This window comes from Acinetobacter sp. 22512 (assembly GCF_052044755.1).
Classification (GTDB): Bacteria; Pseudomonadota; Gammaproteobacteria; order Pseudomonadales; family Moraxellaceae; genus Acinetobacter; species Acinetobacter pittii.
The window spans coordinates 182112-208381 of sequence record NZ_JBQENP010000006.1; the positions used below are offsets into that span (position 1 = coordinate 182112).

General features: G+C 38.4%; 22 protein-coding genes, 1 tRNA gene and 2 pseudogenes. 14 read left to right on the forward strand and 11 right to left on the reverse strand.

Annotation, left to right across the window (positions count from 1 at the left end; translation table 11 throughout):
* Positions 1-74: 74 nt before the first annotated feature.
* From ACTJJG_RS09045 to ACTJJG_RS09075, 7 genes are all read left to right on the forward strand, one after another.
* Positions 75-164 (forward strand) — tRNA-Ser (locus ACTJJG_RS09045).
* A gap of 785 nt (positions 165-949) precedes the next feature.
* Entirely contained in the window at positions 950-1210 is a 261-nt protein-coding gene (locus tag ACTJJG_RS09050) for a hypothetical protein (RefSeq protein WP_317331841.1), read from the forward strand.
* An 18-nt stretch (positions 1211-1228) separates the two neighbouring features.
* The gene (locus ACTJJG_RS09055) at positions 1229-1813 is read left to right on the forward strand and encodes a hypothetical protein (protein WP_440608923.1); all 585 of its coding nucleotides are present in this window, start codon (positions 1229-1231) and stop codon (positions 1811-1813) included.
* Positions 1814-1875: 62 nt separating this feature from the next.
* Positions 1876-2205: a hypothetical protein gene (locus ACTJJG_RS09060; RefSeq protein WP_440608935.1), complete on the forward strand. Its 330-nt coding sequence runs from the start codon at positions 1876-1878 to the stop codon at positions 2203-2205.
* Positions 2206-2324: 119 nt separating this feature from the next.
* Positions 2325-2624 carry a hypothetical protein gene (locus tag ACTJJG_RS09065; RefSeq protein ID WP_440608924.1) on the forward strand — a complete coding sequence of 100 codons (300 nt, stop codon included), beginning with the start codon at positions 2325-2327 and terminating at the stop codon, positions 2622-2624.
* Between the two features lie 88 nt (positions 2625-2712).
* A complete protein-coding gene (locus ACTJJG_RS09070; RefSeq protein WP_440608925.1) occupies positions 2713-3759 on the forward strand; it encodes a DUF932 domain-containing protein in 1047 nt (348 codons plus the stop codon).
* Positions 3760-3902: 143 nt separating this feature from the next.
* Positions 3903-4073 (forward strand): hypothetical protein, encoded by a 171-nt coding sequence (locus tag ACTJJG_RS09075; protein ID WP_440608926.1) that lies wholly within the window; start codon positions 3903-3905, stop codon positions 4071-4073.
* A gap of 229 nt (positions 4074-4302) precedes the next feature.
* Here ACTJJG_RS09075 and ACTJJG_RS09080 read toward each other — a convergent pair whose 3' ends face one another.
* Positions 4303-5163: an HNH endonuclease gene (locus tag ACTJJG_RS09080; RefSeq protein WP_440608927.1), complete on the reverse strand. Its 861-nt coding sequence runs from the start codon at positions 5161-5163 to the stop codon at positions 4303-4305.
* A 4-nt stretch (positions 5164-5167) separates the two neighbouring features.
* The gene (locus tag ACTJJG_RS09085; RefSeq protein WP_440608928.1) at positions 5168-6748 is read right to left on the reverse strand and encodes an AAA family ATPase; all 1581 of its coding nucleotides are present in this window, start codon (positions 6746-6748) and stop codon (positions 5168-5170) included.
* 155 nt (positions 6749-6903) lie between these two features.
* Here ACTJJG_RS09085 and ACTJJG_RS09090 point away from each other — a divergent pair, with 155 nt between their 5' ends.
* Both ACTJJG_RS09090 and ACTJJG_RS09095 read left to right on the forward strand, forming a co-directional pair.
* Positions 6904-7845: a Hachiman antiphage defense system protein HamA gene (locus ACTJJG_RS09090; RefSeq protein ID WP_440608929.1), complete on the forward strand. Its 942-nt coding sequence runs from the start codon at positions 6904-6906 to the stop codon at positions 7843-7845.
* Between the two features lie 5 nt (positions 7846-7850).
* Positions 7851-10439, forward strand: coding sequence for a DEAD/DEAH box helicase (locus ACTJJG_RS09095; protein WP_440608930.1), 2589 nt, complete (start codon positions 7851-7853; stop codon positions 10437-10439).
* Between the two features lie 219 nt (positions 10440-10658).
* Here the strand turns inward: ACTJJG_RS09095 and ACTJJG_RS09100 are convergent, their stop codons facing one another.
* From ACTJJG_RS09100 to ACTJJG_RS09120, 5 genes are all read right to left on the reverse strand, one after another.
* Positions 10659-11723, reverse strand: coding sequence for a hypothetical protein (locus ACTJJG_RS09100; protein WP_440608931.1), 1065 nt, complete (start codon positions 11721-11723; stop codon positions 10659-10661).
* Positions 11720-12631 (reverse strand): YagK/YfjJ domain-containing protein, encoded by a 912-nt coding sequence (locus ACTJJG_RS09105; protein WP_440608932.1) that lies wholly within the window; start codon positions 12629-12631, stop codon positions 11720-11722. Before ACTJJG_RS09105 ends, ACTJJG_RS09100 begins: the two co-directional genes overlap by 4 nt.
* Positions 12628-12900: a hypothetical protein gene (locus tag ACTJJG_RS09110; RefSeq protein WP_440608933.1), complete on the reverse strand. Its 273-nt coding sequence runs from the start codon at positions 12898-12900 to the stop codon at positions 12628-12630. The genes ACTJJG_RS09105 and ACTJJG_RS09110 overlap by 4 nt, the downstream gene beginning before the upstream one ends.
* Positions 12901-13285: 385 nt before the next feature.
* Entirely contained in the window at positions 13286-13492 is a 207-nt protein-coding gene (locus ACTJJG_RS09115; protein ID WP_409360523.1) for a helix-turn-helix transcriptional regulator, read from the reverse strand.
* Positions 13493-13635: 143 nt separating this feature from the next.
* Positions 13636-14985, reverse strand: coding sequence for a hypothetical protein (locus ACTJJG_RS09120; protein WP_087013211.1), 1350 nt, complete (start codon positions 14983-14985; stop codon positions 13636-13638).
* Between the two features lie 137 nt (positions 14986-15122).
* On the opposite strand from ACTJJG_RS09120, the pseudogene ACTJJG_RS09125 reads away from it, so the two are divergent.
* From ACTJJG_RS09125 to ACTJJG_RS09145, 5 genes and pseudogenes are all read left to right on the forward strand, one after another.
* Positions 15123-15532: pseudogene (locus tag ACTJJG_RS09125) on the forward strand (recombination directionality factor); the annotation flags it as partial.
* Positions 15533-16371: 839 nt separating this feature from the next.
* Entirely contained in the window at positions 16372-17274 is a 903-nt protein-coding gene (locus ACTJJG_RS09130; RefSeq protein WP_032051437.1) for an alpha/beta hydrolase, read from the forward strand.
* 90 nt (positions 17275-17364) lie between these two features.
* Positions 17365-18423 carry an alcohol dehydrogenase gene (locus tag ACTJJG_RS09135; RefSeq protein ID WP_032051439.1) on the forward strand — a complete coding sequence of 353 codons (1059 nt, stop codon included), beginning with the start codon at positions 17365-17367 and terminating at the stop codon, positions 18421-18423.
* Positions 18424-18548: 125 nt separating this feature from the next.
* Positions 18549-19421 carry a transporter gene (locus ACTJJG_RS09140; protein WP_050676140.1) on the forward strand — a complete coding sequence of 291 codons (873 nt, stop codon included), beginning with the start codon at positions 18549-18551 and terminating at the stop codon, positions 19419-19421.
* 473 nt (positions 19422-19894) lie between these two features.
* Positions 19895-20638, forward strand: a complete 744-nt coding sequence (locus ACTJJG_RS09145) for an SDR family NAD(P)-dependent oxidoreductase (RefSeq protein WP_032051442.1) — start codon at positions 19895-19897, stop codon at positions 20636-20638.
* A 181-nt stretch (positions 20639-20819) separates the two neighbouring features.
* Here ACTJJG_RS09145 and ACTJJG_RS09150 read toward each other — a convergent pair.
* The 4 genes and pseudogenes from ACTJJG_RS09150 to ACTJJG_RS09165 form a co-directional block, all read right to left on the reverse strand.
* A pseudogene (locus ACTJJG_RS09150) lies at positions 20820-21776 on the reverse strand (IS481 family transposase); the annotation flags it as partial.
* A gap of 102 nt (positions 21777-21878) precedes the next feature.
* The gene (locus tag ACTJJG_RS09155; protein WP_050676141.1) at positions 21879-22820 is read right to left on the reverse strand and encodes a helix-turn-helix domain-containing protein; all 942 of its coding nucleotides are present in this window, start codon (positions 22818-22820) and stop codon (positions 21879-21881) included.
* A 61-nt stretch (positions 22821-22881) separates the two neighbouring features.
* On the reverse strand, positions 22882-24315 hold the full coding sequence (locus tag ACTJJG_RS09160) for an NAD-dependent succinate-semialdehyde dehydrogenase (protein WP_032051445.1): 1434 nt from the start codon (positions 24313-24315) through the stop codon (positions 22882-22884).
* 67 nt (positions 24316-24382) lie between these two features.
* Positions 24383-26014 (reverse strand): flavin-containing monooxygenase, encoded by a 1632-nt coding sequence (locus ACTJJG_RS09165; RefSeq protein WP_223848685.1) that lies wholly within the window; start codon positions 26012-26014, stop codon positions 24383-24385.
* Positions 26015-26270 lie beyond the last annotated feature (256 nt).

A 26270-nucleotide genomic window follows, 5' to 3' on the forward strand; every position in this document is an offset into this window, starting at 1 on the left:
CAATATGCACTTGAACACAAAGCGATGATATTTTTCTTGAATAAAATGAATAAGCTTTGTATTCTTACGCACATGGAAGCGTGGCAGAGCGGTTTAATGCACCGGTCTTGAAAACCGACGAGGGTGTGAGTCCTCCGTGAGTTCGAATCTCACCGCTTCCGCCAAATATTTAAATAAGCCCTTGTAAAAACAAGGGTTTATTTTTTGCCTGTGCTTTTACCCCACAACCTACCCCTCATCAAATTTTGGATTGGATTAGTTTCTTTTAGCCGTATTTAGAAGATTAAGGAATGTAGTTTAAAAAACTGTATTCAAATCTAACTATATTCTTATTCAAACATTTCATAATTCTAAATATTTTCACTATTCATTCGCTTAGCTTGCTTGACGCTCTACAATCCGCAGATTATCCTTAGCCTGCTGACCTACATCGTCAGTCGGTTTTGACAGACCGTTATCATCTAGCACATCAAAAAAGTAATTTTTTGGTGGCGAACTCGTTCGTCCCCCTTCGTTGCGGTAGGGCGAGGGAGGGACGCCTTGTGCGTGCCGGTTCCTAGATGACTGGTCTGTCAACCCTTTCTCGTTCTGCCACCATCATTTGACAGTGACTTGGTAGAACTTCTAAACCATCTAGGAGTACGCCATGCGCTTACATCAATACCGACTTTTATATTTCTCTTTTTTCATGTTTGTGCCGTTGGGTGATTAGATCTGATGCTGTGCGGTCAATGCATCGCTGTGTCCATGACTTTCTAAGAATAAAACTTTTTCAAGTACATATTACCGATATGAAGATGAATCTCTCATGCTGTTTTGAGGGTCATAGATCCGTGTGCTTTATCGTCTATAACACTTCAAAAAACATAGATATTCATTCCAACATTCATGCATGGGGAGCACTGCGTCTAGTCAAGACAGGTGATGCCTATAAAAAGAGAAAATGATTATGTTTAAAACCTTCCTAAAAACGACCCTTATTTCATCACTACTTGCAGGCGCATCATTGACTCAGGCAGGCTGGTTTGCGCAAGCCAGTGAAGCCTATTTTGTTAAGGCCCGCAATTTGGGTGGTGGAGTGTATCAGTGTATGTATAAAACCAATCCGGGCAATCGTGGTTGGCGTAATTTTACGGTGAACTTTCAGGGTGGTTGTCCGCGCTTTGTTCACTTTAATGCTCAGAATGGTCAAGTCACTGTACCCAACTAAAGACGGGGAGCATTTGAGATGAACCAAAAACCCATATTGGGCTTGGCTGCGATTTTAGCCCTGACCCTGATCAGCATTGCAGGCTTCTATTTCTTTAGCCCCAAACAAGGAACTGAAAAAACTGTTCAAGCGGCTGGTACTTCGCAGGCCAGCTCTGCACAGCCTTTAGAATCCGCTAGTTCAGAAGCAGCATCCACTGAGATTGCAGCGGCAGAAGTGGATGGGATCGATGTCAAAGAACTGACCACGGGAAGTAAAAGTCTGAGTCCATCAGATCATGAACCTGAATTGCTGAGTTTTGAGTTTGATAAAAACTTAAAGTCTGTCGATACATTACTGTCGATGCTGCCTTATGACGAACTGCCTCAGTTTGAGCAGGACAACATAGACAAGTATCAACGCTATGTTTTTGCCAAAGCCGCAAAAGATACAGGTAAACCAGTGAAAGACTTCAGCTTGCAGGAACATGGTGCATTGGAATCGGAGCAGGCGGGTAATCGTTACTACGTCTATAAATTTGATAATGGCACAGACTGTGAAATCCATCTGGTCAGTATTGATTTAAATACGGGCGATTATGGCGTGAGCTATAACTACTGCTGAGGATGAATTTATGAAGCAATTTTTTTAAACCGATCCTACTCGCATTGACTGCAACCACAGGAATGTTGCTGGGTGGCTGTAATTCTGGCCTTGATCCAAATACATTTACGGTAGAACTGGATGTCAAAGATACCAGTAACTGGTATGCGCAAAATCAATCCGCTACGGTATTGACGATCCGTTCCAACAGTGCAGATCCGATTGATGTCACCAATGTGCTGATCAACAACGGTGAATGCAGTTATGAAGGCTATCGTCGATCGTTGGAATATCCACAGCATTTTAAAATGGGTCTGCGTTTAAGACTAAAATTAACTGGCTGTGGCTATGACAACGTCGTACGTGTTGATGTGGAGACGGAGAAGGGTACTGCAAGCTATAGCTTCCAATAACGGCCTTCGACTCTCAACGACAAAGCAAAAACTAAATCAAACCGTGTCCTCAATGGGCACGGTTTTTTTATGCCCTTAATTCAGCTCTTCGCACTGAATTCATCTAACAAGGAATATCAATGTCCTTTATTCAATGTCCCTACTGTCAGTCTAGCCATGTCAGACAGACCGATTCAGGCAACGCCCACGCCAACTACTTCGAACAGTTACAACGCTGTATTTCACCAACACAGATGGCGATGTTTGGCATGCAGGTCGCGAAAAAAGCAGGCGTTTCGCCTTTTATTGGCGCCACAGTAGGGGTGGTCATCGGTGGCGTCCTAGTCGTCGTCAGCCAATACTGCTTTGAGAAGTACTACAGCAATGCCGAGCAGTATGTCTGCTTGGATTGCCAACAACAGTTTGCATGGGCGAAGTAATCACTTCTCAGCCTTTGCACTGTTACATCGTTGAATAAATCGATTCTTTAAAACATCACATCACACTTCCATTTAAGGAATATTCACAATGGCACATCAAATTGAAAACATGGCTTATGTTGGTCAAACCCCTTGGCATGGTTTGGGTAATCAACTGACACCCAATCAACCGATTGAAGTTTGGGCCAAACAGGCAGGCATGGACTGGCAGATTGAAAGCTCCAATGTGAGTTATATGGCTGAAAACCATAAAGGGCAAAGCATCATTATGCCGTATGAAGAACAGCGGGTGTTGTATCGCTCTGATACGCATGCGCCTTTATCTGTAGTCAGTCAGCGTTATCAGGAAGTCCAACCCCGAGAGATACTAGAATTTTATCGAGACTTGACGGAGCAATCAGGCTTTGAACTGGAAACCGCGGGGGTACTGAAAGGTGGTAAGAAATTCTGGGCTTTAGCCAAAACTGGACAGACTTCTGCTTTAAAAGGCAAAGATGTCAGCAATGGTTATATTCTCTTGGCTACGGCGTGTGATGGCACCTTAGCAACCACGGCGCAATTTACATCAATCCGTGTGGTCTGTAATAACACCTTGGCGATTGCATTAAAAGGTCAGAACGCGAGTGCAGGTGTGGTCAAAGTGCCACACAGTACCAAGTTCGATGCCCAGAAGATTAAACAGCAATTGGGGATTTCAGTGCGGGCATGGAACGAGCACATGTATGAAATGAAACAGCTCAGTCAGCGTAAAGTCACACAGACCGAAGCAGCAGCGTATTTCGATGCGGTGTTTAATAACACGAGCCTCAGTGCAACCGAGCAGGATGACAGTATTATTCAGTTTTATCGTAATGTCGCTACCCAAGCCAACTCAGCCACCAAAGCTGAAAACAAGACTGAACCGAATGGCCGTGCCATGTCTAAGGTCATGACTATGTTTAATGGACATGGCCGTGGGGCAGAACTCAGTTCAGCCAAAGATACCGCTTATGGCTTACTTTGCAGTATTACTGAGTTCGTTGATCACGAACGTCGAGCGATGAGTCAGGATCATCGCTTAGATTCAGCATGGTTCGGTGCTGGAGCAGGTTTAAAACAACGTGGACTGGAACAAGCATTACGCTTGATTGTTTAAGTTTAGATTCAGATTTCGGATTTAACATGATCACATCAGATCAACATGATCCTGAAAATCTCCTTCAATCGAAATGCCTCTTTGCCACATCTCCAGATGTGGCTTTTTTTATGCCTAAAATTTAATAATCAAAGGACATCTATATGAACTCAGCTTTAATTCAACCTCATCCTACTCCAGCAAATATCCATGCTCATCGCCCTAAACTCAGCTATCCAAAACGCTTTGTGGAGACCAAAAACCTAAGTCAGTCCGAATGGCTGGAAGTCCTTTGCCAAGATATTGGCATTAAAGATTGTGTCTACAGCCTGTAGACACAATCTTTAAAGGCAGGGTTTTGCTAATGCAAAATTCGAAATTGATTTAGAAGAACCTCTAGAGCTTTCTGAAATTAATACAAGTCGAAATGATGTAAAAAAAATAATGTAGCTGAGATTAATTTGACAAAGGAGTTAGCTAATACTAGTAAAAAATTAGTTAAGTATGTTTGTAAAATCAACAATAATTAAAATTGTTGATTTTACTTGATATATTTAGAGAATTTTATCTAAAACCACCATTACAATACCAATTACTTTTAGCCAAAGCTTGATACATAGCAGTTTGCCAGGAATTTGGATGCTTAAGATAATAAGCTAGAGCATCCAACATAAGTTGTTGTCTAACACCTACAAACCCATTTGTATCCCAAGCGTAAAGTAAAGAATCTCTTAATACGGCTATTTGATTGCTAGCTTCAATTGAATACTTAAGTTTTAAATCAAAATCATTAAAATGAGTGTGAACGCGTGCTTTATCATCTTCATTCCACTGAGAGGGAGGAATTACACAATAATCAATAATTGCCGGTGTTGTTTCAATAACATTCGCATAAAGCCACTGATCTTTAATGAAATTATCATGATCAAAATAAGGATGTAAGCTTTGTGCATGTAAAGTTGAGGGAAAACTAGTCTTTTTGCCTGTATTACAATCTTTACATGATGGTATTAAATTTAATGGAGTGACTGATAGCTGAGGAAATTTATTTTTAGGTAAATAATGATCAAGCGTTGAGGCATACCCAACACCACAATATGGACATTTACCTAATGGAGCTAGAGAAATTAATTGATCGTAGTAAATTCTGGCTGGTTTAGTCGCAGGTACAAAATGTGAGCTATAGACAGCACGAAGTTCTTTTTTTGTAACATTACCTAATGCAATTGCATCATTCTCACAATGATTAGGAGGTATTGTATAAAGCATACTTGTTAAAGCTTTATTACCGTAATCTGAAGATGATTGAATAATATTAGTCATGATGCTTTGTAAACGTGTAGAGAGATCATCATCTGTAATACTGTTGATACAAGCCTCATAGACAATTTGAATATCTAAGTTAGGTGGATTAATTGCTCTCATTTAATCATCCTAAGTCAGAATTTTTCAAGTTTATCATTGCTCTAAGAATAGCCTTTCCTTCAAATCCTAACTGATTATCATATTCAGCTTCTATCTCTTCGTAAGTTTTACCATCAGATACAGATCGTTCTAGTAACTCGTGATAGCCCGACTTGGTAACTTCTAATCCAAAAACTTCTCTAGTTAGTACACCTACATTTTCAGCAAAAGTTTCACTCTCTGGTCTATCTACTGTGCTAGTTAGCCTAATTCTTCTGATAATTGAAACACATGCTTTAGGGACTTCTTGTAGTAAAACAGGTGAATGAGTTGCGATTATTGCAACTCCATTTCGGTTAGTAAGTAGGTCTGATAATGCACGAGTAAATGCTGATAATAATGGAGGGTGTAGATGGCTTTCAGGTTCATCGAGTAAAACAAGGGTTTTTTCTTCAACTGTCTCTACAAGTCTCGTAATAGTTAGTAGAACAATTGCGTGACCTGAACTCATTCGATTAAATAATTTTACAGAGGCAGTATAGAATTCATTTTTGTCAATGCTTATATCATCTTTATAAATTTCTAAAAGACTACAAAGATTCATCTCTGCAAAATTGAAATCAGATTCTAGTTTCTTGACTGCTTTCTCCCAACGATTTGATTTTGCTGTAAGTGATAAGCAAAGCTTAAGACTTGAAGCAAAATCTTTAGCCAAATCATCCTTGCTCTTGACAACCCAAGATTCATCATCAGTATTTTGAGTTCTTTTTTTTAAACCAACATAGGTGTATTTCATTCCTGCGTTTACATCTTTTTGATCTTTTGGGGGGAGGAAAGGATCAAATGCACTAAAAGAAATAGAGACGACACCTGCGAAGTAATCTTCTTTAAATTTAACAGGAGCTCCCCAACCTGATAAGGTAGTTGAAAAAAAACCTGTTTGTTCTTCAGAACCTCTATTAGGTAAAAGAGCATCAACCATATTATTTAATAAAGTAGTTTTTCCAACTCCATTTCTACCTATTAGAACATGTATGTTTGAAGGGGGCTTTGAATGGGGTTCTACACTGAAATTCAGTTTAATACCTGAGTAACGATCATTAGATGATTTCTCATATGTAAAATTGAAGTCAGTAAGAGGGGCTTCATTTTTTAATATTCTTTGAAATTGATTCTTGATAACTGTTGAGTTTACAGATCTGAGGAGGGAGGTCTTAAATACATTTTCATTATTGGCAAGGTTTAACAGATTAGTATCAAAAACTACATCATTTAGTGATGATAAAAGATTTGAAACGATTTCTAGTGGAAATTTATCTACTAAATTTCTGTAAAAGTCAGCATCTTGTCCTAAAGAAAAAAAGTTTTCTGGTAGTTTTTCAAAAGAATTTTCCAATGCATCACTAGTCCAACCTGAGTTTTGACCACAGAAACCAATTTTTATACTACCTAAATAATGCTTGACACCAACATGGTCAAAAAAAACTGTTTGAAATAATGTTTTATAACCATAGTCATCCCAATTATTCGGTTCAAGAAATACTGTATTTATTGCACTTAATGGAATCGACTTACGATATGGTAAACCCGTAATTAATATAGACATCACACTTCCCCTTAATAGCCTGATAACATATCGCAATAAAAAGCATCAAACAATTTAAAAAGGCATTTGTTAAAAATTTGTGGTAACTTTTGTAAGTCTTTAGAACAAAATAACAAACTTGATGAAAACCAAACAATTGAAATATTGGAGATTACATGACTGAGCTCAAAGAAATTGAATGGGAAAAGTTGAGAAGCGATGAACATGTGTGGGTAGATCAGCACCTGATTGAATATCCATTCATTGAAAAGGATAAATACATAATGCGACTGCATTCAGTTGACTTTTCAGGGACTCAGCAGGATTTAACTGCTTTAATTGATTCTATAGCTGATTCTATTGAAAAATATGTTTTTGACTCTAAACAAAGAGAAAGATTTCGGAAAAATGGGATAAACGCTTTTAGAAAAGCTGTCTCTTTTTTTGGTGAAACAAATCCAGATATAGATGGTAAATATGGTGAATTATTTTTATATATCTTAGCTGAAGCAATATTAAAAACACCTTTAGTTTCACACAAGCTATCCATTTTGACTAACCCTAATGATCAAGTGAAGGGGGGCGATGGAATTTTTTTTGGTATATATAAAGATGAAATGGCCATCTTAATAGGAGAATCTAAAATACATCAGCAGTTTTCAGGAGCTCTTGATAGTTCATTGGATTCTTTAGATAGGTTTCATCAAAATTATACGAGCAGTACATTAGATCATGAACTATTTATTGCAAGATCTAATATCTCCCAAAACTTTTCAATTGAACAATTAGATGCGTTACTTGAAGCTTTTACACCAGGTACAGCTCAATATAAATCGTGTAATAAAGCACATCCAGTATTATTAGTATTTGAGAGTAAAGAAATATCAAACATTGAAAAAAAAGCAAAAAATAGACAAGAAGCTCAAGAGCTTTTTTCAGCGTGGGCAGTGAAACGAATTGAAGAAGCTAGTGAATTACTAAATAAAAAGTTAGAAACATATGGTGAGCTTGAAAAGGTTTATTTAGATATTTTTTTGATACCACTTAATAATGTTTCAACTTTCAAAAAATCATTATATAAAGCCATACATGGGATTGAATATAAATCAAAGGGGTAATTTTGGTGAGTCAAAATACTTACGAGGCCGCAATATCACATCCAATATTTATCGAAGTATTTGATGATTTATTAAGAAATCTATTTTTATCTTCACGTAACCAAAATAGCTTAATTGATATACCAATAAATAAAATAAAAAAAGCTACGTGGCTTGCTTCAATTGCTGCATTAGGTGAAGGGGATAAGGAAAAAAATTTAGCAAGTGCTTATGGCGCTTTATTGTATTTGTCTGATACAGAGAATGAAGTATATACAAAAGCTTGTTATGTAATGCAGTCAAGAACTGGAAATATTATTTCGAGTACACATTTACCAAAAATTTTTAATAATAAAAAGTATCAGCGTGATTTTGGTTCTCTTTTAAATATGGAATTAGCTGGTAATAGGGCTGAACTTGAGCAAAAATTTTCTGATGATTCAGAAATTTATTTTACAAAATTTCAATCAACATTATGGAGTTCTTTGAAGAGTGGTAACAATATAGCGATTTCCGCGCCTACATCATCAGGAAAGTCATACATAATTAAAAAGTATATCTATGAATTAATAAATACAAATTTAAGAGATGTAATTTATATCGTGCCAACTAAGGCATTAATTAATCAAGTGAGTAATGATCTCAATTTAATGGTTAAGGATAAAGCTCATGTATTTACAACATATAAAGAAAGCGATGAATTAAAACCAACAATATATGTATTAACTCCAGAAAGAACTTTAAAGCTGTTACAAGACAATGAATTCTTATCCCCGTCTTTGGTATTTATGGATGAGATTCATAATTTAGAAGATAGTTCAAGAGGAGCTGTTTTCGAAAACGTACTTTATAGAATGACTGATAAATGGGAAAAAGCACAATTTGTAGTAGCGGGTCCTTTTATTGATGGGCTTGCTAAGTCTATATCTAATATTTCAAATATAGATTTAATTGATCATAAAACATTTTCATCACCTGTATTTCAGCTTAAGGTCTCAATAACATTTAGTCCAAAAGCTAAAACTGCTTTATATAAGATAGTGAGTATCACTGGAAATATTTTAAATGGTGATCTTAAGTTTAGAAACTCTTTATATAGTAAAGCTAAATCAAATAAGGGAGATGCATTGGCAGCAATAATGGAACTATTTGATCCAGATGATCAAAATATTATTTATGCACCTACAAAAAAAGAAGCTGAATCTTGGGCTCAAAAAATTGCGCCAGTTATAGGCTCATTAAATCCTGACATAGTAAATGGAGCAGATCAAAAAATTAAGGACTTGATTGAGTTCTTGGAAGATGAAGTCCATCCTAAATATTCTTTAATAAGAGCATTAAGACTAGGTGTGGCTTTTCATCATAGTGGTTTACCTGACATTGCTAGATTGGAAATAGAAGAGTTGTATTCTCAAGCATGTATTAAAAATATTGTATGTACATCTACTCTCGTTCAAGGGGTAAATTTACCTGCGGATCGATTAATTATTATTAATCCAAAAGTCAACACTCAAGAAATGAGTAATTTTGAGTTTTTTAACTTAATAGGAAGGGCCGGCAGAGCTAATACAAAACTATATGGAGAAGTTTACTGTATTGATATTGTTGAAAATGAATGGGGGGAAGATAGATTCTTAACAGAAGTGGATAAAACAGTTTCATCTGTAACAGTTAAATCTATAAATAATAATAAGGAAATTATATCTGATGTTGTTAGTTTATCCAAAAGCGATATTAAAGAAAACTATGATAATGATATTTTGTATCAATTGGCTTCATATCTAAGATCTTTATATAATGTTGATAAAAAACAATTGGAAAAGTATATTTCATCATCTGATCTTTCAATTGATTTAAAAGAAAAATTAAATATTGAGCTTGAAACAGTATCAAAAAATCTTTCTATACCCAATGAGTTAATTTCAAAAAATCCATTTATTGATCCTATTCTTCAAGATGAATTTTATAAAAGAGTGCTTAATGATGGAGTTGATAATTGGTTGATCAATAGAAAACCTTTTGATAAAGGTGGTGAAAATAGTAAATTAGTAAGTTTCAAAGAAAAAAGTTATTACTATCAATTTTGGTCAGTAATGGAAAGATTAAATGAAATATTTGATTTTGAAAGTGAAATAAATTTTAAGAGTTATGAAGATTATATAAATGTTGGTTTGATTGTAAAAGATAGTCACCAATGGATGTTAGGTAAAAGACATAAATATTTTATTGAAAATAAAATTGGTTTGGAATCATTTGACGAAAGTAAAATTGATAAGACTGCACGATATGTAACCAATCATATCAGTAGAAATATTACATTTATAGCAGTTAAATATTTAATGTTATGGTCGGATGTAATATCAAGTTTTTTGTCAGAAGAGGATGAGGAAAAAAAATCATATATTTTAAATCTACCAACAATGTTAGAACTTGGGAGCTATGACCCTGTTATTTTAGAGTTAATGAACCTAGGTATAAATAGATCTATTGCTATAAAAATCAAGCCATTGCTTAAATTTCAGGAAGATATGTCAATTGAAGAAACTCTAGCAAGATTTGATAAAAACAAAATGCCAGCTTTATTTAAAAGATATTTGAAAAGAGCAGGTTTTTAGTGAATTGGCTTAAAATAATAGATGGTAATGTATGTCTGGAATTTTTATGGCGATTCAGGCTTACAAAGTTAAAAATTTCTTATGATGGACATAGGTGGTCTACAGACCTACTGAAGTACACTATTCTATTGCAATTCATTTGAAATGACGCATAACTTAAAACCCTGAAAGCCGAAACTTTCAGGGTTACACGAATGTTATTAATCATAAAATAATTGATTAATATGAACTTTTTTCGACTTTAAACGTTGTGTTGGTGTACTTGAACCGAACCCAATATTCAGGACCAATCAAACTGTATTTTAAAGTGGTAAGTCGCATCCCAATGTAGTTCTGATTTGTATCGTAAAAATTGGATTCTATACCATAAACTAAAGGTTCTACCCCTGAGTTCATGCAGGCAATATCACTCCACGCAACACTGGTTTTACCTTCTCGGAATACAAAAGGTTCAACATCTGTATAGAGCTGAGATTCCGCAAAAGGAGTAAAGTCGGTATCTTCACGTGCTACAAAAAATATGAGCCGAATACTCCTAAAACCTCGAATAGTCGTTTCCTGCTTCGACAAAATACCTAGAGTGTGATTTTCAGCATTGTTAGCCCAGACTGCTTCGATAATTTTACCTGACGTGGCACGCAGCATATCCTCAACAGTTACAGAACTAAATGTTTTCTGATCCATTGAAAAATCATCAACATTCATAAACTCAGCAGAAACAAGCAATGAATGAACTTGAAACATTGGATTGTTACATAAGACAGCTTCTTCAAAACGATTATAAGCCTTTCTAGAATTGCCAAATGAAGAATCCCAGTGATTTTTCAAGCTCATAAAATCTCGTGTTTTAGATCTCACTTTTAGATCCTGACAGAACCCATCAACAACTGCTTCAAACTGTTGATACAATCCAAGTGGAAAGCCAATGAGTCTGTGCTTGTACAGTAAATCAACCATCAGCTTTATTTCAGGTCTGATGATCACATCTGAAAATTTACCTGTCAGGAAAGGATTAGTCGGAATATCCTGAATAATCTTGAGTAAATTAACACCCTTGGGCGTTAGATAAACATGAGGCACCAGATAGTCGTAAGTTGGTTGTTTAGAGATAATCTTAAAAGTCTTATTTTCAGTAATCATAGAATACAACTTCAGATAATCATCCAAGCCAACAGGAGGGCGATTATTGGGTATATAGCCAATAAAAGGCTGGATATACGCTTGAGTGATATGGTGAGTACTGAGTAGAGAGGCATAGGATTCGTCAGGCTGTAATCTAATCATGCTTCATCTCCCGCAAAGGCATTGAGTTCTAGGTGGTTTTTTCTCGGACGACCACGAGTCTGTGTTTTTAAAGGTTGACTAATCTGGAAACGTCGTCCATTTTTCATGTTGCTGAAAATGAATAACTGGCTGGTTTTACAGAGATAATCAAAGCCATCTTCAAGCCACTTTCTTTTCTGCGATTGGTTATATTCAATCGTGCCTAAAAAACAGTTTTCATAAGTATGCTTCCGCATATTACAGATGTAGGCATAACCTTGATCATTGGTCACTTTTTTCCATAGTTTCTCAATACCTTGTGCGAGGCTAATGTCTTCCTGATTTTTATTCCCATTGAAAAACCAGAAGGTATGCAAGTGGAATCCACTTCTTGGGGTGTATTCAAAACGAAAAATATAACCGATGGCTTGTTTCAACACAGGATTATGCCGCTTGTTTTCTAGTAGTTGTTCAACACACTTTTTAAATGCATCAAAATCATTTTTAGATAAACAATCTTCAGCTTTGAAACAGGTTTGCAGTAATGTTTCAGGTTTAAGTTTGAGATATAAATCAAGTCGAACAACAACTACACGCGAATACCGTTCAATTAAAGAGTTGAACATTTCGATCATTCGAAACTTATTTTTTTTCAGATTCTTCCGCTCATCATAAACTTTGCGTCTGATGTTCGGGCGACGGAAAAAAGCACGAATTAATCCAGTAAACTTATTCATTGCATTAATGTACGGGAGCAAATTCTCCTTTAGACTGGAAGGTAAAGGTGTGCCATTACGTAGAAGCTCTAACTCATCCTCTGACATCTGGCTTAGTGCATAATCAAATGCTTGAATATCAAGACCGCTGATAATGTCTGAATGCGTAGAATAGTTGAGAAGTTCTTCAATATCAGAAGGTAAATTACTCATTTGAGCAGGGTGTTTGACGGCAAAGCCATAGCGACCATTCGATAGTCTTTTCGTTTCAGTTGTGACTTCAGGGAAGTTACGTTTTTGAACTGTTTGACCAGTTTAGCTTTCCCTATAGCAGGAGCTAGGATGTTATCCTGTGAATTTACTAAAAAGGTGGTTTTATAACCATCGTTGACTGGAGTAATTTGCAGTTCGGTTTCAAATTGCTGGAGCCATTGGTCATGTGTTCCCATATGTCGACCAGCATTTACATTTATAATGCGCATATAAATTAAACTCGATTTAAAGTTAAAAGCGCAACTGTGATCAGTATTCTGGGTATAGGCATCCAATGGATACTGTTTAGCGCAGTATCCATGATGGGATGTAAGTTGGTTAAGTTAACTTAGGATGAGTTTTAGTCATATTTACTACACCAGTACGTCTATACACCAACAACCTATATGGTCATATGAGTATTGATGTATCTGAATACTTTAAAACTACTGATCATCTATAAATAGATAGAATATTCTTTGATTTATAGATATAGAGTAATAGTAAATATATAAGACCGTAATTCATTGAAAATTAAAATGATAGCCTAGCCATACTTATAATTTCAGAATGCATTGCACAGCTGCATTATGTTTTGAATTTACAAGTACAGCGTTAGCTCTCAGTATTCCCTTGATTACGTGTTGAAATTTTACTTTCAATCCACTCTTCAACCTCGCTGAGTAACCAGCGTGATGCCCGGTTTAACTTCACAGGTTTAGGGAAGTCTGGGTCGTAACGTTTCGAGCGTGGGTTTAGTCGGTCATAAACGGATGACCGAGATAAACCTATGAGTTTGATCAGCTGAGGAAGCTTGAGCATTTGAACTGCATCGTAGCTGGTATTCAATTTCATCTCCTTGTGTCGTGTTGGTTTGATTTGGAAAGCGTTAAACTAACAAGCACAAGATACCCAGATGAAAATGCAGTTTAAAAAGGAAGTGCGTGGAAAATGTCATCAATTTTCTATTTAGTGTGAATGGTGTAGTTTAATAAATCACGTAAAGACTCATATAGTTCTTTATTTTCTTTTAGAATTCTATTTGTATCGCCAATAAAATTTCTTTTAACTGGGGATACTGGATATATTTGAGATTTAAAACCTCTCTGTTTTTTAGCGGATTTATTCCTACCGATTTTTGTTTTTAGCTCATTGAGTGGAGCAGTATCATGAATAGATGTAGTGGGCGTAAATAAGCTTAAGTCATAAGTGGTTTCAGTCTTACTTAATGGATTTGTTAGATTTTTCACAATATGTTTGTGCAGCTGTTTTTTAAATTTAAGCTGTTGAATAGTTTTTTTCTTTTCTTCCCTTAGACATTTTTTATGTTCTTTCTTTTTAGCTTTCATTTTGGTTTCTAATTTTGATTTTAATGCTGGTGTAAATTTTGTTCCAATCTTTGCAATGACCTTAACTCTTTGGCTTCTGTTTAAGATTTGTGTTTGGTATTTATTGAGTTGAGTACGTAATAGAATATCAATATTGACATTCTGTTTTTTGTACATTTTTTCTTTACGCGAATACATTTTTTTGATCGTTGTTCGAACATAGAGTTCTGCTCTGATGTTTAAATACTCAGTTAGACGCTCAAGCAGGATTTGTTGGGTTTTTACTTTTGGGCGGATCTGTGATTTAAGTTGGCGTTCTTCAAATTTATTTTTGAACGGACCTTTAAGTTTATTTAAAAGCAGAGCTAACTCTCGTAGAGTTTTTTTGTCTTGTTTTGAAAATTTTAATTCATCCCAAAGATGTTCATGGCTATCTTGGTATTTATTGATAAATCCTTTTACAAAGTCAATATAAGCCTTTTCTTTGATCTTGTCTGCTTCCTGCGAAAGGAAGCTGTTCTGTATTTGATGAATCGTCTGCTGAAGACTTTCAGGTATATCTTTTAAATTATAACAATCACGATGTGTTGAATAATCCCTAAGTAATGTGCGATAAAGGCGTTCTATTTCGTCATGATTTCTAGCTTCAACAGTGCAATGAAAGCTTCTTATAGCTTGAATGATTTCATCATAATGTTTTGGTAAATATTCACAATCAAGCTTTTCAACTTCATAATTGCCATTTTTATCTGGAAAATAAGCTTTCACTAGATCTTTACAAAGCCTTTTAATTTTATCTTCTTCCGATTCTCGGAACAAACCTTCATCGTGTAAGGTATATATTGCCTTCCTCAAATCTTCTTCATTAGATGCCATGAGGATAGATTTATGGGAACCCAAAAATGGAGTCGAGCGGATTTTTTCAAATATAAATTTTTCTAGTGCATTCACTATCAGTATTTGTTCTTGTAGCTGAGAACTTGGCATGAGTACTCCTTAGTTACGCCCTTAACGTCTGTACAGACTTAGCCCTTTTTATGTACGGACTTAATAATTAATACATTTTTTATCAGCATCTTACAAGATAATTCAGGGAATATTAGATTTGTGAAAAATGAATTTAATTAGATGAGTCCGATGAACTCGGTACCTTTATCTTTAGAATAACGGGTTTTAACAGCATACGAACGTTGGCCGCACGGCTGAGTTATTACCATGCGGCATTGAATGGCTTGCTGTCATGCCTACCGCTGCAATTGACTCTTCGAGAAAGTCTACGACGCAAAGCTATCGAACACCTGTGTATTACGTGGATTTAACTTTACGTGATGCCATTAATCTTCAATAAGCCATTCAAATGGCACGGCAAGGCTATGACAATGCACATTTTGAAACTGACATTGAGGAGGGTATGGATGTGGTGGAGGAGTTTTATGCAAATGAAAATTCAGAAACTGACCAAGTACAGGCTGAACTGAAAGCTAAGTCCAAGGTGAAGCTTCATCAGGCTGAGAACTTTGTACAGGGTATTTAAAAAGGCTTGCAGAGAAGTGTGAGTGCGGTGAATTAGAGGCTTGTAAATATACTGTCTGAGATGGTTTTTATGGTTGATATGTGTTTCTGTGCCTATCTTTTGGAGAGTTTTTTGCTGATTAGCGTATTTAGCCATGCAGAATAACCATCGTTATGAAAATCTAAAGTTTAACTGAGGTACTGAATAAAGACATACCTGACTTGAACTGGCTTGCGAAATATGCCACGGCTTTTTTTTAATATGCTCTTTTTTTAGTAACTCTTTGGAGTTCATGTTTTAGCATTGCTAATTCTGCAAGTGGATCGGCAGATCCTATGATTTTGGGCAGTTGAGGGTCGTAAGTTTAATGAGTTGAATAGATTCATGAAACAGGAAAGATATTGTACCCGAATTGTAATTTTTCCCATAAATTGATGAGCCTGATCATTTTATACAAAAATAAGTACAAGAATGTACAAGTCAGCCATACACACAATCGTTTAATGTTTAAGAACATTCATAGCTCATGATTGCATGAAAATGAATGAAAGCTTTTTTATAACGGACTGGAATAGAAAAGAGAATAAGTAGGATCAAAAGCTATATTGAACAGGATGCGATTTTGCAGAAAACATTCGCTGGTATGTATTTTTTACATTTTAAAATACTAATTTGAAACGGTTAGATTATCCGTAGATTACTTAGTCATGCAAAAAATTGTATCAAACCAGTGATGCAAAGCCACTCTTTAGATTTGGATCTTCTGAGTGTCTAGCCATGAGTGATGGCACTCAAGTTTTTATATCTTCATGGAATAAAACTAGGATTTATTCCTTAAATATCAAATCAAGGATTTTAAAATGAATAGCACACAAAGCAATACTCAATTTCTTTTCGATTTATATGCGAACTGGTCAAGACGGATGCAGGAAAATCCGAATATGACCATTGAAGACTTTCGCAGTATGTTTGATGAATGGCATCAACCTACATTGGAACCGGAAGAAGTGTCTTATAAATTCGATGTTGTGGCAGGTGTAGAAGGTCTTTGGATTTATCCGAAAGATGCTGACTTATCCAAAGTCATCATTTATACCCATGGCGGTGGATTTGCGGTCGGTTCTTCGGCCAGTCACCGTAAGCTGGTGGGGCATTTGGCCAAGTATTTAGGGGTATCCGCATTTGTGGTTGATTACCGACGTTCACCAGAACATGTCTTCCCGGCACAAATTCAGGACGTGACAGCAGTATATAAAGAACTACTCCAGCGTGGCTTTACTGCAAAAAATATGCTGACCGCAGGGGATTCTGCGGGGGGGAATCTGGCGATATCAACCGTACTCAATCTACGAAATGAAGGGATTGAGTTGCCAGGAGCAGTGATTGCATTCTCTCCTTGGCTGGATATGGAGCACAAAGGTGAAACCCTGATCAGCAACGATGCCACTGATGCCTTGATTACAGTGGATCTGCTTAAAGGCATGTCACAAATGTTCTTGGGTGAACATGGTGATCCGGCAAATCCATTGGCGAATCCGTTAAAAGCCAATTATCAGGTTTTCCCACGTTTGTATATCAATGCCGGATCAGTTGAATCACTTGTAGACAATGCAACACGTCTTGCTGATATTGCAAAAAAAGAGGGTGTTGATGTGACTTTATCTGTGGTGGACAACATGCAGCACGTTTTTCCTTTCCTAGCTGGGCGTGCAAGTGAAGCTGATCAAGAATTAGCGAAAATTGCGCAGTGGTTTAAAGCATAAATCAGTGCCCACACGGCGTATAAAACTTAGTGAATAAAAGACTTTGTTCACTACAAGGCCGTCTATTTTATTGTTTCAAAGGAGAGATTCATGCACTGTTACTGCGTGACGCATCATGGACAACCACTCGAAGACGTTGAGAAAGAAATTCCGCAACCGAAAGGTACTGAAGTTTTACTCCATGTAAAAGCCGCAGGTCTATGCCATACGGATTTACACTTATGGGAAGGTTATTATGATCTAGGTGGGGGCAAGCGTTTATCCCTTGCAGATCGTGGGCTGAAGCCACCCTTAACCTTAAGTCATGAAATTACAGGTCAGGTGGTTGCTGTCGGTCCAGATGCGGAATCAGTCAAGGTCGGCATGGTCAGCTTGGTTCATCCATGGATTGGTTGCGGTGAATGCAACTACTGTAAACGTGGCGAAGAAAACCTGTGTGCCAAACCGCAACAGTTAGGCATCGCCAAGCCGGGTGGTTTTGCCGAATATATCATCGTGCCGCATCCACGATATCTGGTGGATATTGCAGGTCTGGATCTGGCTGAAGCTGCACCTTTGGCATGTGCAGGCGTGACAACATACAGTGCACTGAAAAAATTCGGTGATTTGATTCAAAGCGAGCCGGTGGTGATCATTGGTGCCGGTGGTTTAGGGCTGATGGCACTCGAGTTGCTCAAAGCTATGCAAGCCAAAGGCGCAATCGTAGTTGATATTGATGACAGCAAACTGGAAGCAGCACGTGCTGCCGGTGCATTATCGGTCATCAATAGCCGAAGTGAGGATGCTGCTCAACAGCTGATTCAGGCAACTGACGGTGGTGCACGTCTGATCCTTGATCTGGTTGGCAGTAATCCAACATTGAGCCTTGCCTTGGCGAGTGCTGCACGTGGTGGGCATATTGTGATCTGCGGATTGATGGGGGGAGAAATTAAGCTTTCCATTCCGGTGATTCCAATGAGACCACTCACAATCCAGGGCAGTTATGTAGGGACGGTAGAGGAATTAAGAGAGCTGGTGGAGCTGGTGAAAGAAACCCACATGTCAGCCATTCCCGTGAAAAAACTGCCAATTTCGCAGATCAATTCCGCATTTGGAGACTTGAAAGATGGCAACGTCATCGGGCGTATTGTGCTTATGCACGAAAACTGATCACCCAACGTTTTTCCATATTTAATACCCAAATCAAAATCAAGAAATTGCGCAAAGACCTGAGTGGTCTTTGTGCTAGGAAGACTCATTTTAAAAAAATGAGTCAAAACAACGGAGAGTTAAAAATGAAACAAATGAAAAACTATTTCTATCATCGTTCAAATCAAAAAATAGCTGCTTTGGTCTTTGCTTTAACTGCCGCTTTGGACCTGCAAGCCGCAGGGGTGAGTTCTGATGCCGGGGATTATCAAGCACTTCCAGGGGGAACCAACTTAGCGGTTGCCTATTACCAGCATACGGAAGCGGATAAGGCGTATGCAAATGGTGATAAAGTCGCTGATGATCTCGATTTAAGCATTGATTTGGGAATATTGCGTTACGTTCGTTTTATTGAAGTAGGGGATTGGATTGTAGATCCTCAATTCCTCTTGCCTTTTGCCAAGCAAAAGATGAATGGCGCTGATGATATCTCGGGTGTCGGTGATTTAATTGTGGGTGGTATCGCCTGGCCATTGCATGATGCTGAAAAAGGGCGCTATTTTGGTTTCGGTGGTTTTTTGACCGTACCTACCGGCAGTAATGAAACGAAGGGTTTTGCCATCAGTAATGATCGCTATCAATATAATGTTCAGGCCGGTTATTACCATGCTTTAACTGATAAATTTGCGCTTGAGGGGGTGGGGCAGTTTGAACTTTATAGCGAGCAAAAATATACCAACATTGAGAAAGAGGTTTTTTTCCAGACAGATTTCTCCGCACTCTATAAAGTGACCGATAAATCCAATTTGGCTGTCACCTGGAGGCATACCGATGGCGGTAAAGAAAAGGTGAATGGTGTCACTGAACGTGGCAGTGATAGAAAAGATACCTTTGTCGTTTCTGCTTCTACCAATATCAAGCCGAATCTGCAGCTATTATTACAATGGCGACAAGATGTGAATGTTGAAAATGGCTTGGAAATTTCTGGACTTCAGTCACGTTTACTGTATGCCTTCTAAATCGATCATGTTGAACAGGCTGTATAGAATTTTGCAATTCAATATCCAGCTTGGTCATCAATATAGAAAATATGTACAGTGAGTTTAAAAACTATTCATGCTGATTTTGTTGTGAATGCAAAAACTATTTTTATGCGATGAAGGGGAAAGAAAATAAGGAAATTGTAAGGAGTTCAAAAAGTTGCAGTTATCGTTGGTGGTTTGTCTAGGAAACATACAGCACAGCGCTTGGCAAAAGATGCTTTCATGGCATTCTATTTGTTTGGATCCTGGGAATTCCCCATAGATTAGCACTTTTGTTTATATAACTTGGAAATACAGAATTTAGGAATGAAAACCGTCTACAGGGTGAATCGCAAGCCTGATATCAGACGGGTTGTCGCTTGGCAGACGAGTCATCTACCGGATCTGGTTTCTTGAATCTTAAAATATGAAACAAGCTTTGATGCTTAAAATTTGAAATGGAAAAAATTATGTCAAATAAATTCAACAATAAAGTCGCTTTAATTACTGGCGCTGGTTCAGGTATTGGTAAAAGCACCGCACTGCTTTTGGCTCAACAGGGTGTAAGTGTAGTGGTTTCAGATATTAACCTGGAAGCAGCACAGAAAGTTGTGGACGAAATTGTCGCTTTAGGCGGGAAAGCGGCTGCGAATAAGGCCAATACTGCTGAGCCTGAAGACATGAAAGCTGCAGTCGAGTTTGCGGTCAGCACTTTTGGTGCACTGCATTTGGCCTTCAATAATGCGGGAATTCTGGGTGAAGTTAACTCCACCGAAGAATTGAGCATTGAAGGATGGCGTCGTGTGATTGATGTGAACTTGAATGCGGTTTTCTACAGCATGCATTATGAAGTTCCTGCAATCTTGGCCGCAGGGGGCGGAGCGATTGTCAATACCGCTTCTATTGCAGGCTTGATCGGGATTCAAAATATTTCAGGCTATGTCGCTGCAAAACATGGCGTAACGGGTCTAACGAAAGCGGCGGCATTGGAATATGCAGATAAAGGGATTCGCATTAATTCAGTACATCCTGGCTATATCAAAACGCCTTTGATTGCAGAATTTGAAGAAGCAGAAATGGTAAAACTACATCCGATTGGTCGTTTGGGACAGCCGGAAGAAGTTGCTCAGGTTGTTGCCTTCCTACTTTCTGATGATGCTTCATTTGTGACCGGTAGTCAGTATGTGGTCGATGGTGCATATACCTCGAAATAAAAAATGAGTAGAAGATACCCCCATATAAAGAGGAAAGAGGGGTGATACCCTCTTTTCTTTTATCTATTGTTGTAAGGGAAAATTTTTCTTTGCTGCGAATCTGCCTGAGAAGAAGTAATATCTTCTTATGTGTACTCAAACCTGATCTGATAGTTACCGATATTTGCTTAAGACTGTCAGGTTAAATTTGAACTAAATTCTTTTCAGCCCAAATACGTTTTCCATCAAGTAATGTTGCAATCTTGCGCAGCAATGCTGCTCATCTGCCATTACACACCTTACCCTGATGGGTTCGTTCAGTATTATAGAATTTCAGCCAACCGTCTAGATCAAGCTGTAACTCTTCTAATGAGCTATAGAGTTTCTTTCGAAAAGTAATCTGATAAAACTCCTGCAAGATCGTCTTATGGAAGCGCTCACAGATCCCATTTGTTTGTGGTGATGCTGCTTTAGTTTTAGTGTGATCAATATCATTCAGAGCCAAATAAAGCTCATAATCGTGATGTTCAACTTTACCGCAATATTCGGTGCCTCTGTCGGTCAAAATGCGAAGCATTGGCAATCCTTGTGACTCATAGAATGGTAACACGCGGTCATTCAATAAATCTGCGGCTGTGATTGGTGTCTTGGTTGTGTACAGCTTGCAGTGAACCACTTTGCTATAAGTATCAATAAAAGTTTGCTGATAAATATGCCCAACACCTTTTAGATTTCCGACATAAAAAGTATCTTGTGCTCCAAGGTAACCTGGATGATGTGTTTCAATTTCACCACAAGCAACATCATCTTCATGTTTACGTTCTAATGCGGCAATCTGCTGATCATTCAACTGAATGCCTTCTTGAGCAACTTTAATTTCAAGTGCCTTTAATCGCTTTTTGAAATTCTCAAGATTGTGTCTAAGCCAGATAGAGCGCACACCGCTGCCAGATACGAAGATGCCAATCTGACGTAGCTCATTACTGGTCCGATGCTGACCATAAGCTGGATATTGGATTGCAAAATCAACAACAGCTTATTCAGTTTGCTCATCCACTCGGTTTTTTAAATTTGGAGTTCTGCGACTCTGGTTGATGAGTGCATCCATATTGCCTGTACTGGCAAGTTCTTGATAGCGATAGAAAGTATATCTTGATACTCACATGACATTTGTTATTTTGCATAAATAATGCATGTAAGTCCACACTGGTTTTCAGTGGATGCTTTATTGAAAATCAGGTTCTTGCGTGGCTCTTAGTACTCAAAAAACAATAGAGGAGACTGAATTTTCAGACACGAGATTGGTGTGTTCCTGTCTGATTTCGATGGGTGTTTTCCCAAAAAATTTTTGAAATACTCGGGTCATATGGCTCTGATCGCAAAAACCGGCTTCACTGGCAATCACTTTCAGTGGAATTTCTTTTTTTGAAGTGAGCAAACGTTTAGCAAATTGCACCCTGAGATTCATGATGTAGGCAGCAGGGGAATTACCAAAATCGACTTTAAATTTTCTCATTAAATGAGGCACGCTCATCTTGACTAATCCCGCTAAATCTTCGAGGGTAATTTTAATGCTCATGTTTTCATTGATAAATTCTAATAACAGTCTGCGTTGTAGGGGAGTAAAACCAGAACGGCACTGTCCTTCCTTAAAATCTAATTTGGCATACTGACGGAGTAAATGCAGGGCGATCTGGTTTTTAATGCTCTCTAAATACAGGTTTCCACCTAAACCACCTTGCTTTAATTCTAGTTCTAAAAGTGAAGTCAGAGCAGGTAAAACATGATCTTCCACACCGACTTCGTCTCTGATTCGGATCGAAGCGATATCATAATCAAACACCTTATTCGCCATTGAGGTGATGGAGTCATGCGAAATGTAGACATGGGTGACGGCAATATGGTCATTCCACGCCCAGCGGGAATCTTCACCACAGGTCAACAAGGAGACATAACCCGGCTTAACCACTTGGGTATCCCAAGAGGCATCGCCTTTTCTACGCATTTCCGCCGCACTTTTTTTATAGTTGACGATCATGTAGTCACGCATGGCAGGAATATGCACATCGAGGTTGGTATATTCGTACCCTCTGATTGCAATGTTTTCCCAACCGGCATTCATGCTGTCAATTGTGACATTACCCGGAATCCATAACACGACATCTTCGGGTTTGATCAGCGTATTTGCTTTGTCTGTGCTCATTTAACTTTCATCCTTAAAGTCAAAAGAGAATTGGTGTGCCTACGCACACCAAGATCCATTTCTAATTGAGTTGCGTAATAAATTTGGTTCTGAGGTAACCGTCAAAGGTTTCGATACCCCCTTCACTACCAAAACCGCTATCCTTAATACCACCAAAAGGTGTTTCAGCGAGCGCCAATCCCATGTGGTTAATCGAAACCATGCCAGCCTCCAGTCCGTATGAGATTTGATGCGCATTTTTGCTGGATGTGGTAAAAGCGTAAGAGGCTAATCCAAATGGTAATCGATTTGCTTCTTCCAGGACATGGTCTATTGTGTCAAAAGGTATCAAACCAATGATCGGACCAAATGGCTCGTCATTCATAAACTGGGTGTCATTGCACAAGTCACCGAGTACCGTTGGTTCAAAAAAATTGCCTTTGTCAGAAATTTTATTTCCGCCAAGCAGTAATTTTGAGCCTTTATGAACCGCATCTTCAACAATTTGTTGCATTGCATGCATGCGGCGAGCTTGAGCCAATGGTCCCATATCTGAGGATGCGTCTAAGCCACAACCCACTTTGATCTGTTTGGCTCTTAACACCACTTTCTCAGAAAATTCCTTATAAATACCTTCCTGCACATAAAAACGGGTTGGTGATACACAGACCTGTCCTGCATTACGGAATTTATAACCGACCAGATGTTCAACAGCGGCATCAATATCAGCATCATCACAGACGATGACCGGTGCATGACCACCCAATTCCATGGTGCAAGGCTTCATATACAGACTCGCTTGCGAGGCTAATTTTTTACCCACCGGGGTTGAGCCTGTGAATGAAATCTTTTGGATGATCGGCGATTTGATCATGTAATCAGAAATGAAGTTTGAGTCACCCCAAATCACATTCAGCACACCATTCGGCAAACCCGCCTCATGAAATAGCTGGGCAATCGCATATACCGCGCTTGGTGTGTCGCCAGAACCTTTCACAATGATGGTGCAGCCGGCAGCAATTGCAGCAGAAATTTTACGAATTGCCTGATTAAACGGGAAATTCCACGGTGAAAATGCCAGACATACGCCCAGCGGTTCTCTGACTACTAGTTGCTGTACATTTGGGTTACGCGGTGGAATAACACGGCCATAAATGCGTCGGCATTCTTCTGCATGCCATTCTGCATGTTCTGCACAGACAGTGACTTCTGCAATGGCTTCTTTCAGGGGCTTACCTTGATCAAGGGTAATATTGCGCCCGATTTCTGCTGCTTTTTCACGCGCTAGTTTCGCAAAGGTTCTGAGGATTTCACTACGGGTGATAGGAGAAGTTTTTTTCCACCTTAGAAAAGCCTGTTGTGAACTTTCAAGTGCGTAGTCCAGGTCTGCTTGTGATGCACAGGCCATGAGTCCAATACATTCATGGTTCACTGGATTAAAAACTTCTTTGACGTCTCTATTGGTATGATCTAGAAACTCACCGTTGATATATAAAGGTATATTTGGATAGTTCATGATAAGACATCCCTGGCATATGACTGATGTTAAACAAAATGGAATATGGGGGATGCCCCCCATATATTTAGGCATTGGCAGGTTGCTTGATATCTGAACGTTGTAATTGAATATCAAAACCTTCATAGGCATGGTTTTTGCAGTTGGCTAGCGCACTGCGATATTCTTTTAAACCACCGAGATAGAAGTAAACCGTGTTTTTCTTGCCCGGGATATTCGCACCAAAAATCCAGGATTGCGCTTTAGGGAATAAGGTCATTTCCGCAATATTGGCGCAAGTTTGAGTCCATTGTTCTTCCGCTTCTTTTGTCGCTTCAATGGATTCAACATTGTTTTCAACCGTGTATTGAATGGTATCACTGATCCATTCCACCTGTGATTCAATTGATGGCGGCAGGTTGGTAAACGGGCCATTCGGTCCAAGCACCATGAACATGTTTGGATAGTTATTTACGGTGACACCCATATAGCTCGACGGACCTTCTTTCCAGTAGTCTTTCATGGCCAAGCCGTTTTTACCTTGAATGTCCATGCGCACATAGTTGCCATCGACGGCATCAAAACCTGTGGCACATATCAGCATGTCTAATTCAACGAAATCGCCATTTTCGAGTTTCACACCGTTTTCGGTAATTTCAACAATCGGATTGGCTTTCACATCTTCTAAACGGACATTGTCACGGTTAAAGGTGTTGTAGTAACCACTGTCACACAACGGACGTTTTGCATACAAATCCTGTGGCATAAGCTTCTGTGCAATGGCTGGATCTTTGACGATTTCAGCAATTTTACCCTTAATGAAATTTTGCGCTTCGATATTGGCTTCCATATTGGTGGCAATATCACCGAAAGTTTCAAACATGAAACGGAAACCGCCACCTGTTTGCCATGCCTTTTCAAAAACTGCCTTGCGTTCTTCAGCTGATACGCTCATTGCTGGCACTGTGCTTTCATTCAGGCCAAAGGCAAGGGCTGAATTCCATACACCATCCCAAATTTTGTCATAATTGTCTTTGATCTTTTTAACATCTTCTTCAGACAGTGGATCATTGCCAATTGGAACGCTGTATTGTGCAGAACGCTGGAAGACAGTGAGGTGTTTAGCCAGAGGTGCCACAGCCGTAATAACCTGAACACCGGTGGAACCCGTACCAATCACGCCGACACGTTTACCTTCAAAACTTACGTCATCTGGCCAGCGGCTGGTATGATGCAGCTCACCTTTAAACTGATTAATGCCTTTGATGTTTGGCAAGTTAGGCGCAGACAATAAGCCTAAAGCAGTGATGAGGAAACGCGCCGTGTACTTATCACCATATTCAGTGGTGACTTCCCACAAGGCATCTGCTTCGTTGTAATGAGCCGATTGAACCGCGGTATTGAATTGATAGCTCTTCTTTAAATCATGCTTTTCAGCCACTTGCTGTAAATACTTGCGTACATCAGGGCCTTGCACATATTTTTTCTTGATTTCTAGCGATTGTAGTAATTCTTTATCCCAAGAATAGCAGTAGAGGTGGGTTTCTGTATCCGACAATGCACCTGGGTAACGGTTCCAGTACCAAGTACCTGCGACATCCGTGGCTTTATCAAAAGCCTGAACCTTAAGTTCGAGCTCGTCTCTTAATTTTTTGACTGCATAAAGTCCGCCAAAACCACCACCAATCACGATAGCATCAAAATCCATTTTTTGTGACATGATAATCTCCATTACGACATGTGAATTTATTCAAAATCTGCAGTGCTGGTTATTCATTGCTGATTAATAGCATTGCTTATTCATTGAATAAAGAATCGCAGGAATGCAATCACAAGGCTTGGATGGGGTGAACCTAAAAATTGTACATAATGATCATTGTAGAAAAAAAACAAACTCCAAATAAAAATTCTTATTTTATTGTAATCTTATGTTTTAATTAAAAAATATATTTATATATTGTATGTTTTTATTTTGC

Coding starts and splice junctions, on each gene's coding strand:
- ACTJJG_RS09080 (WP_440608927.1), bottom strand. CDS start 5,163: ATGAGAGCAATTAATCCACCTAACTTAGATATTCAAATTGTCTATGAG.
- ACTJJG_RS09130 (WP_032051437.1), top strand. CDS start 16,372: ATGAATAGCACACAAAGCAATACTCAATTTCTTTTCGATTTATATGCG.
- ACTJJG_RS09115 (WP_409360523.1), bottom strand. CDS start 13,492: ATGCTCAAGCTTCCTCAGCTGATCAAACTCATAGGTTTATCTCGGTCA.
- ACTJJG_RS09105 (WP_440608932.1), bottom strand. CDS start 12,631: ATGAGTAATTTACCTTCTGATATTGAAGAACTTCTCAACTATTCTACG.
- ACTJJG_RS09050 (WP_317331841.1), top strand. CDS start 950: ATGTTTAAAACCTTCCTAAAAACGACCCTTATTTCATCACTACTTGCA.
- ACTJJG_RS09075 (WP_440608926.1), top strand. CDS start 3,903: ATGAACTCAGCTTTAATTCAACCTCATCCTACTCCAGCAAATATCCAT.
- ACTJJG_RS09120 (WP_087013211.1), bottom strand. CDS start 14,985: ATGCCAAGTTCTCAGCTACAAGAACAAATACTGATAGTGAATGCACTA.
- ACTJJG_RS09060 (WP_440608935.1), top strand. CDS start 1,876: ATGTTGCTGGGTGGCTGTAATTCTGGCCTTGATCCAAATACATTTACG.
- ACTJJG_RS09135 (WP_032051439.1), top strand. CDS start 17,365: ATGCACTGTTACTGCGTGACGCATCATGGACAACCACTCGAAGACGTT.
- ACTJJG_RS09155 (WP_050676141.1), bottom strand. CDS start 22,820: ATGAGCACAGACAAAGCAAATACGCTGATCAAACCCGAAGATGTCGTG.
- ACTJJG_RS09140 (WP_050676140.1), top strand. CDS start 18,549: ATGAAACAAATGAAAAACTATTTCTATCATCGTTCAAATCAAAAAATA.
- ACTJJG_RS09100 (WP_440608931.1), bottom strand. CDS start 11,723: ATGATTAGATTACAGCCTGACGAATCCTATGCCTCTCTACTCAGTACT.
- ACTJJG_RS09090 (WP_440608929.1), top strand. CDS start 6,904: ATGACTGAGCTCAAAGAAATTGAATGGGAAAAGTTGAGAAGCGATGAA.
- ACTJJG_RS09165 (WP_223848685.1), bottom strand. CDS start 26,014: ATGTCACAAAAAATGGATTTTGATGCTATCGTGATTGGTGGTGGTTTT.
- ACTJJG_RS09145 (WP_032051442.1), top strand. CDS start 19,895: ATGTCAAATAAATTCAACAATAAAGTCGCTTTAATTACTGGCGCTGGT.
- ACTJJG_RS09160 (WP_032051445.1), bottom strand. CDS start 24,315: ATGAACTATCCAAATATACCTTTATATATCAACGGTGAGTTTCTAGAT.
- ACTJJG_RS09065 (WP_440608924.1), top strand. CDS start 2,325: ATGTCCTTTATTCAATGTCCCTACTGTCAGTCTAGCCATGTCAGACAG.
- ACTJJG_RS09055 (WP_440608923.1), top strand. CDS start 1,229: ATGAACCAAAAACCCATATTGGGCTTGGCTGCGATTTTAGCCCTGACC.
- ACTJJG_RS09070 (WP_440608925.1), top strand. CDS start 2,713: ATGGCACATCAAATTGAAAACATGGCTTATGTTGGTCAAACCCCTTGG.
- ACTJJG_RS09085 (WP_440608928.1), bottom strand. CDS start 6,748: ATGTCTATATTAATTACGGGTTTACCATATCGTAAGTCGATTCCATTA.
- ACTJJG_RS09110 (WP_440608933.1), bottom strand. CDS start 12,900: ATGCGCATTATAAATGTAAATGCTGGTCGACATATGGGAACACATGAC.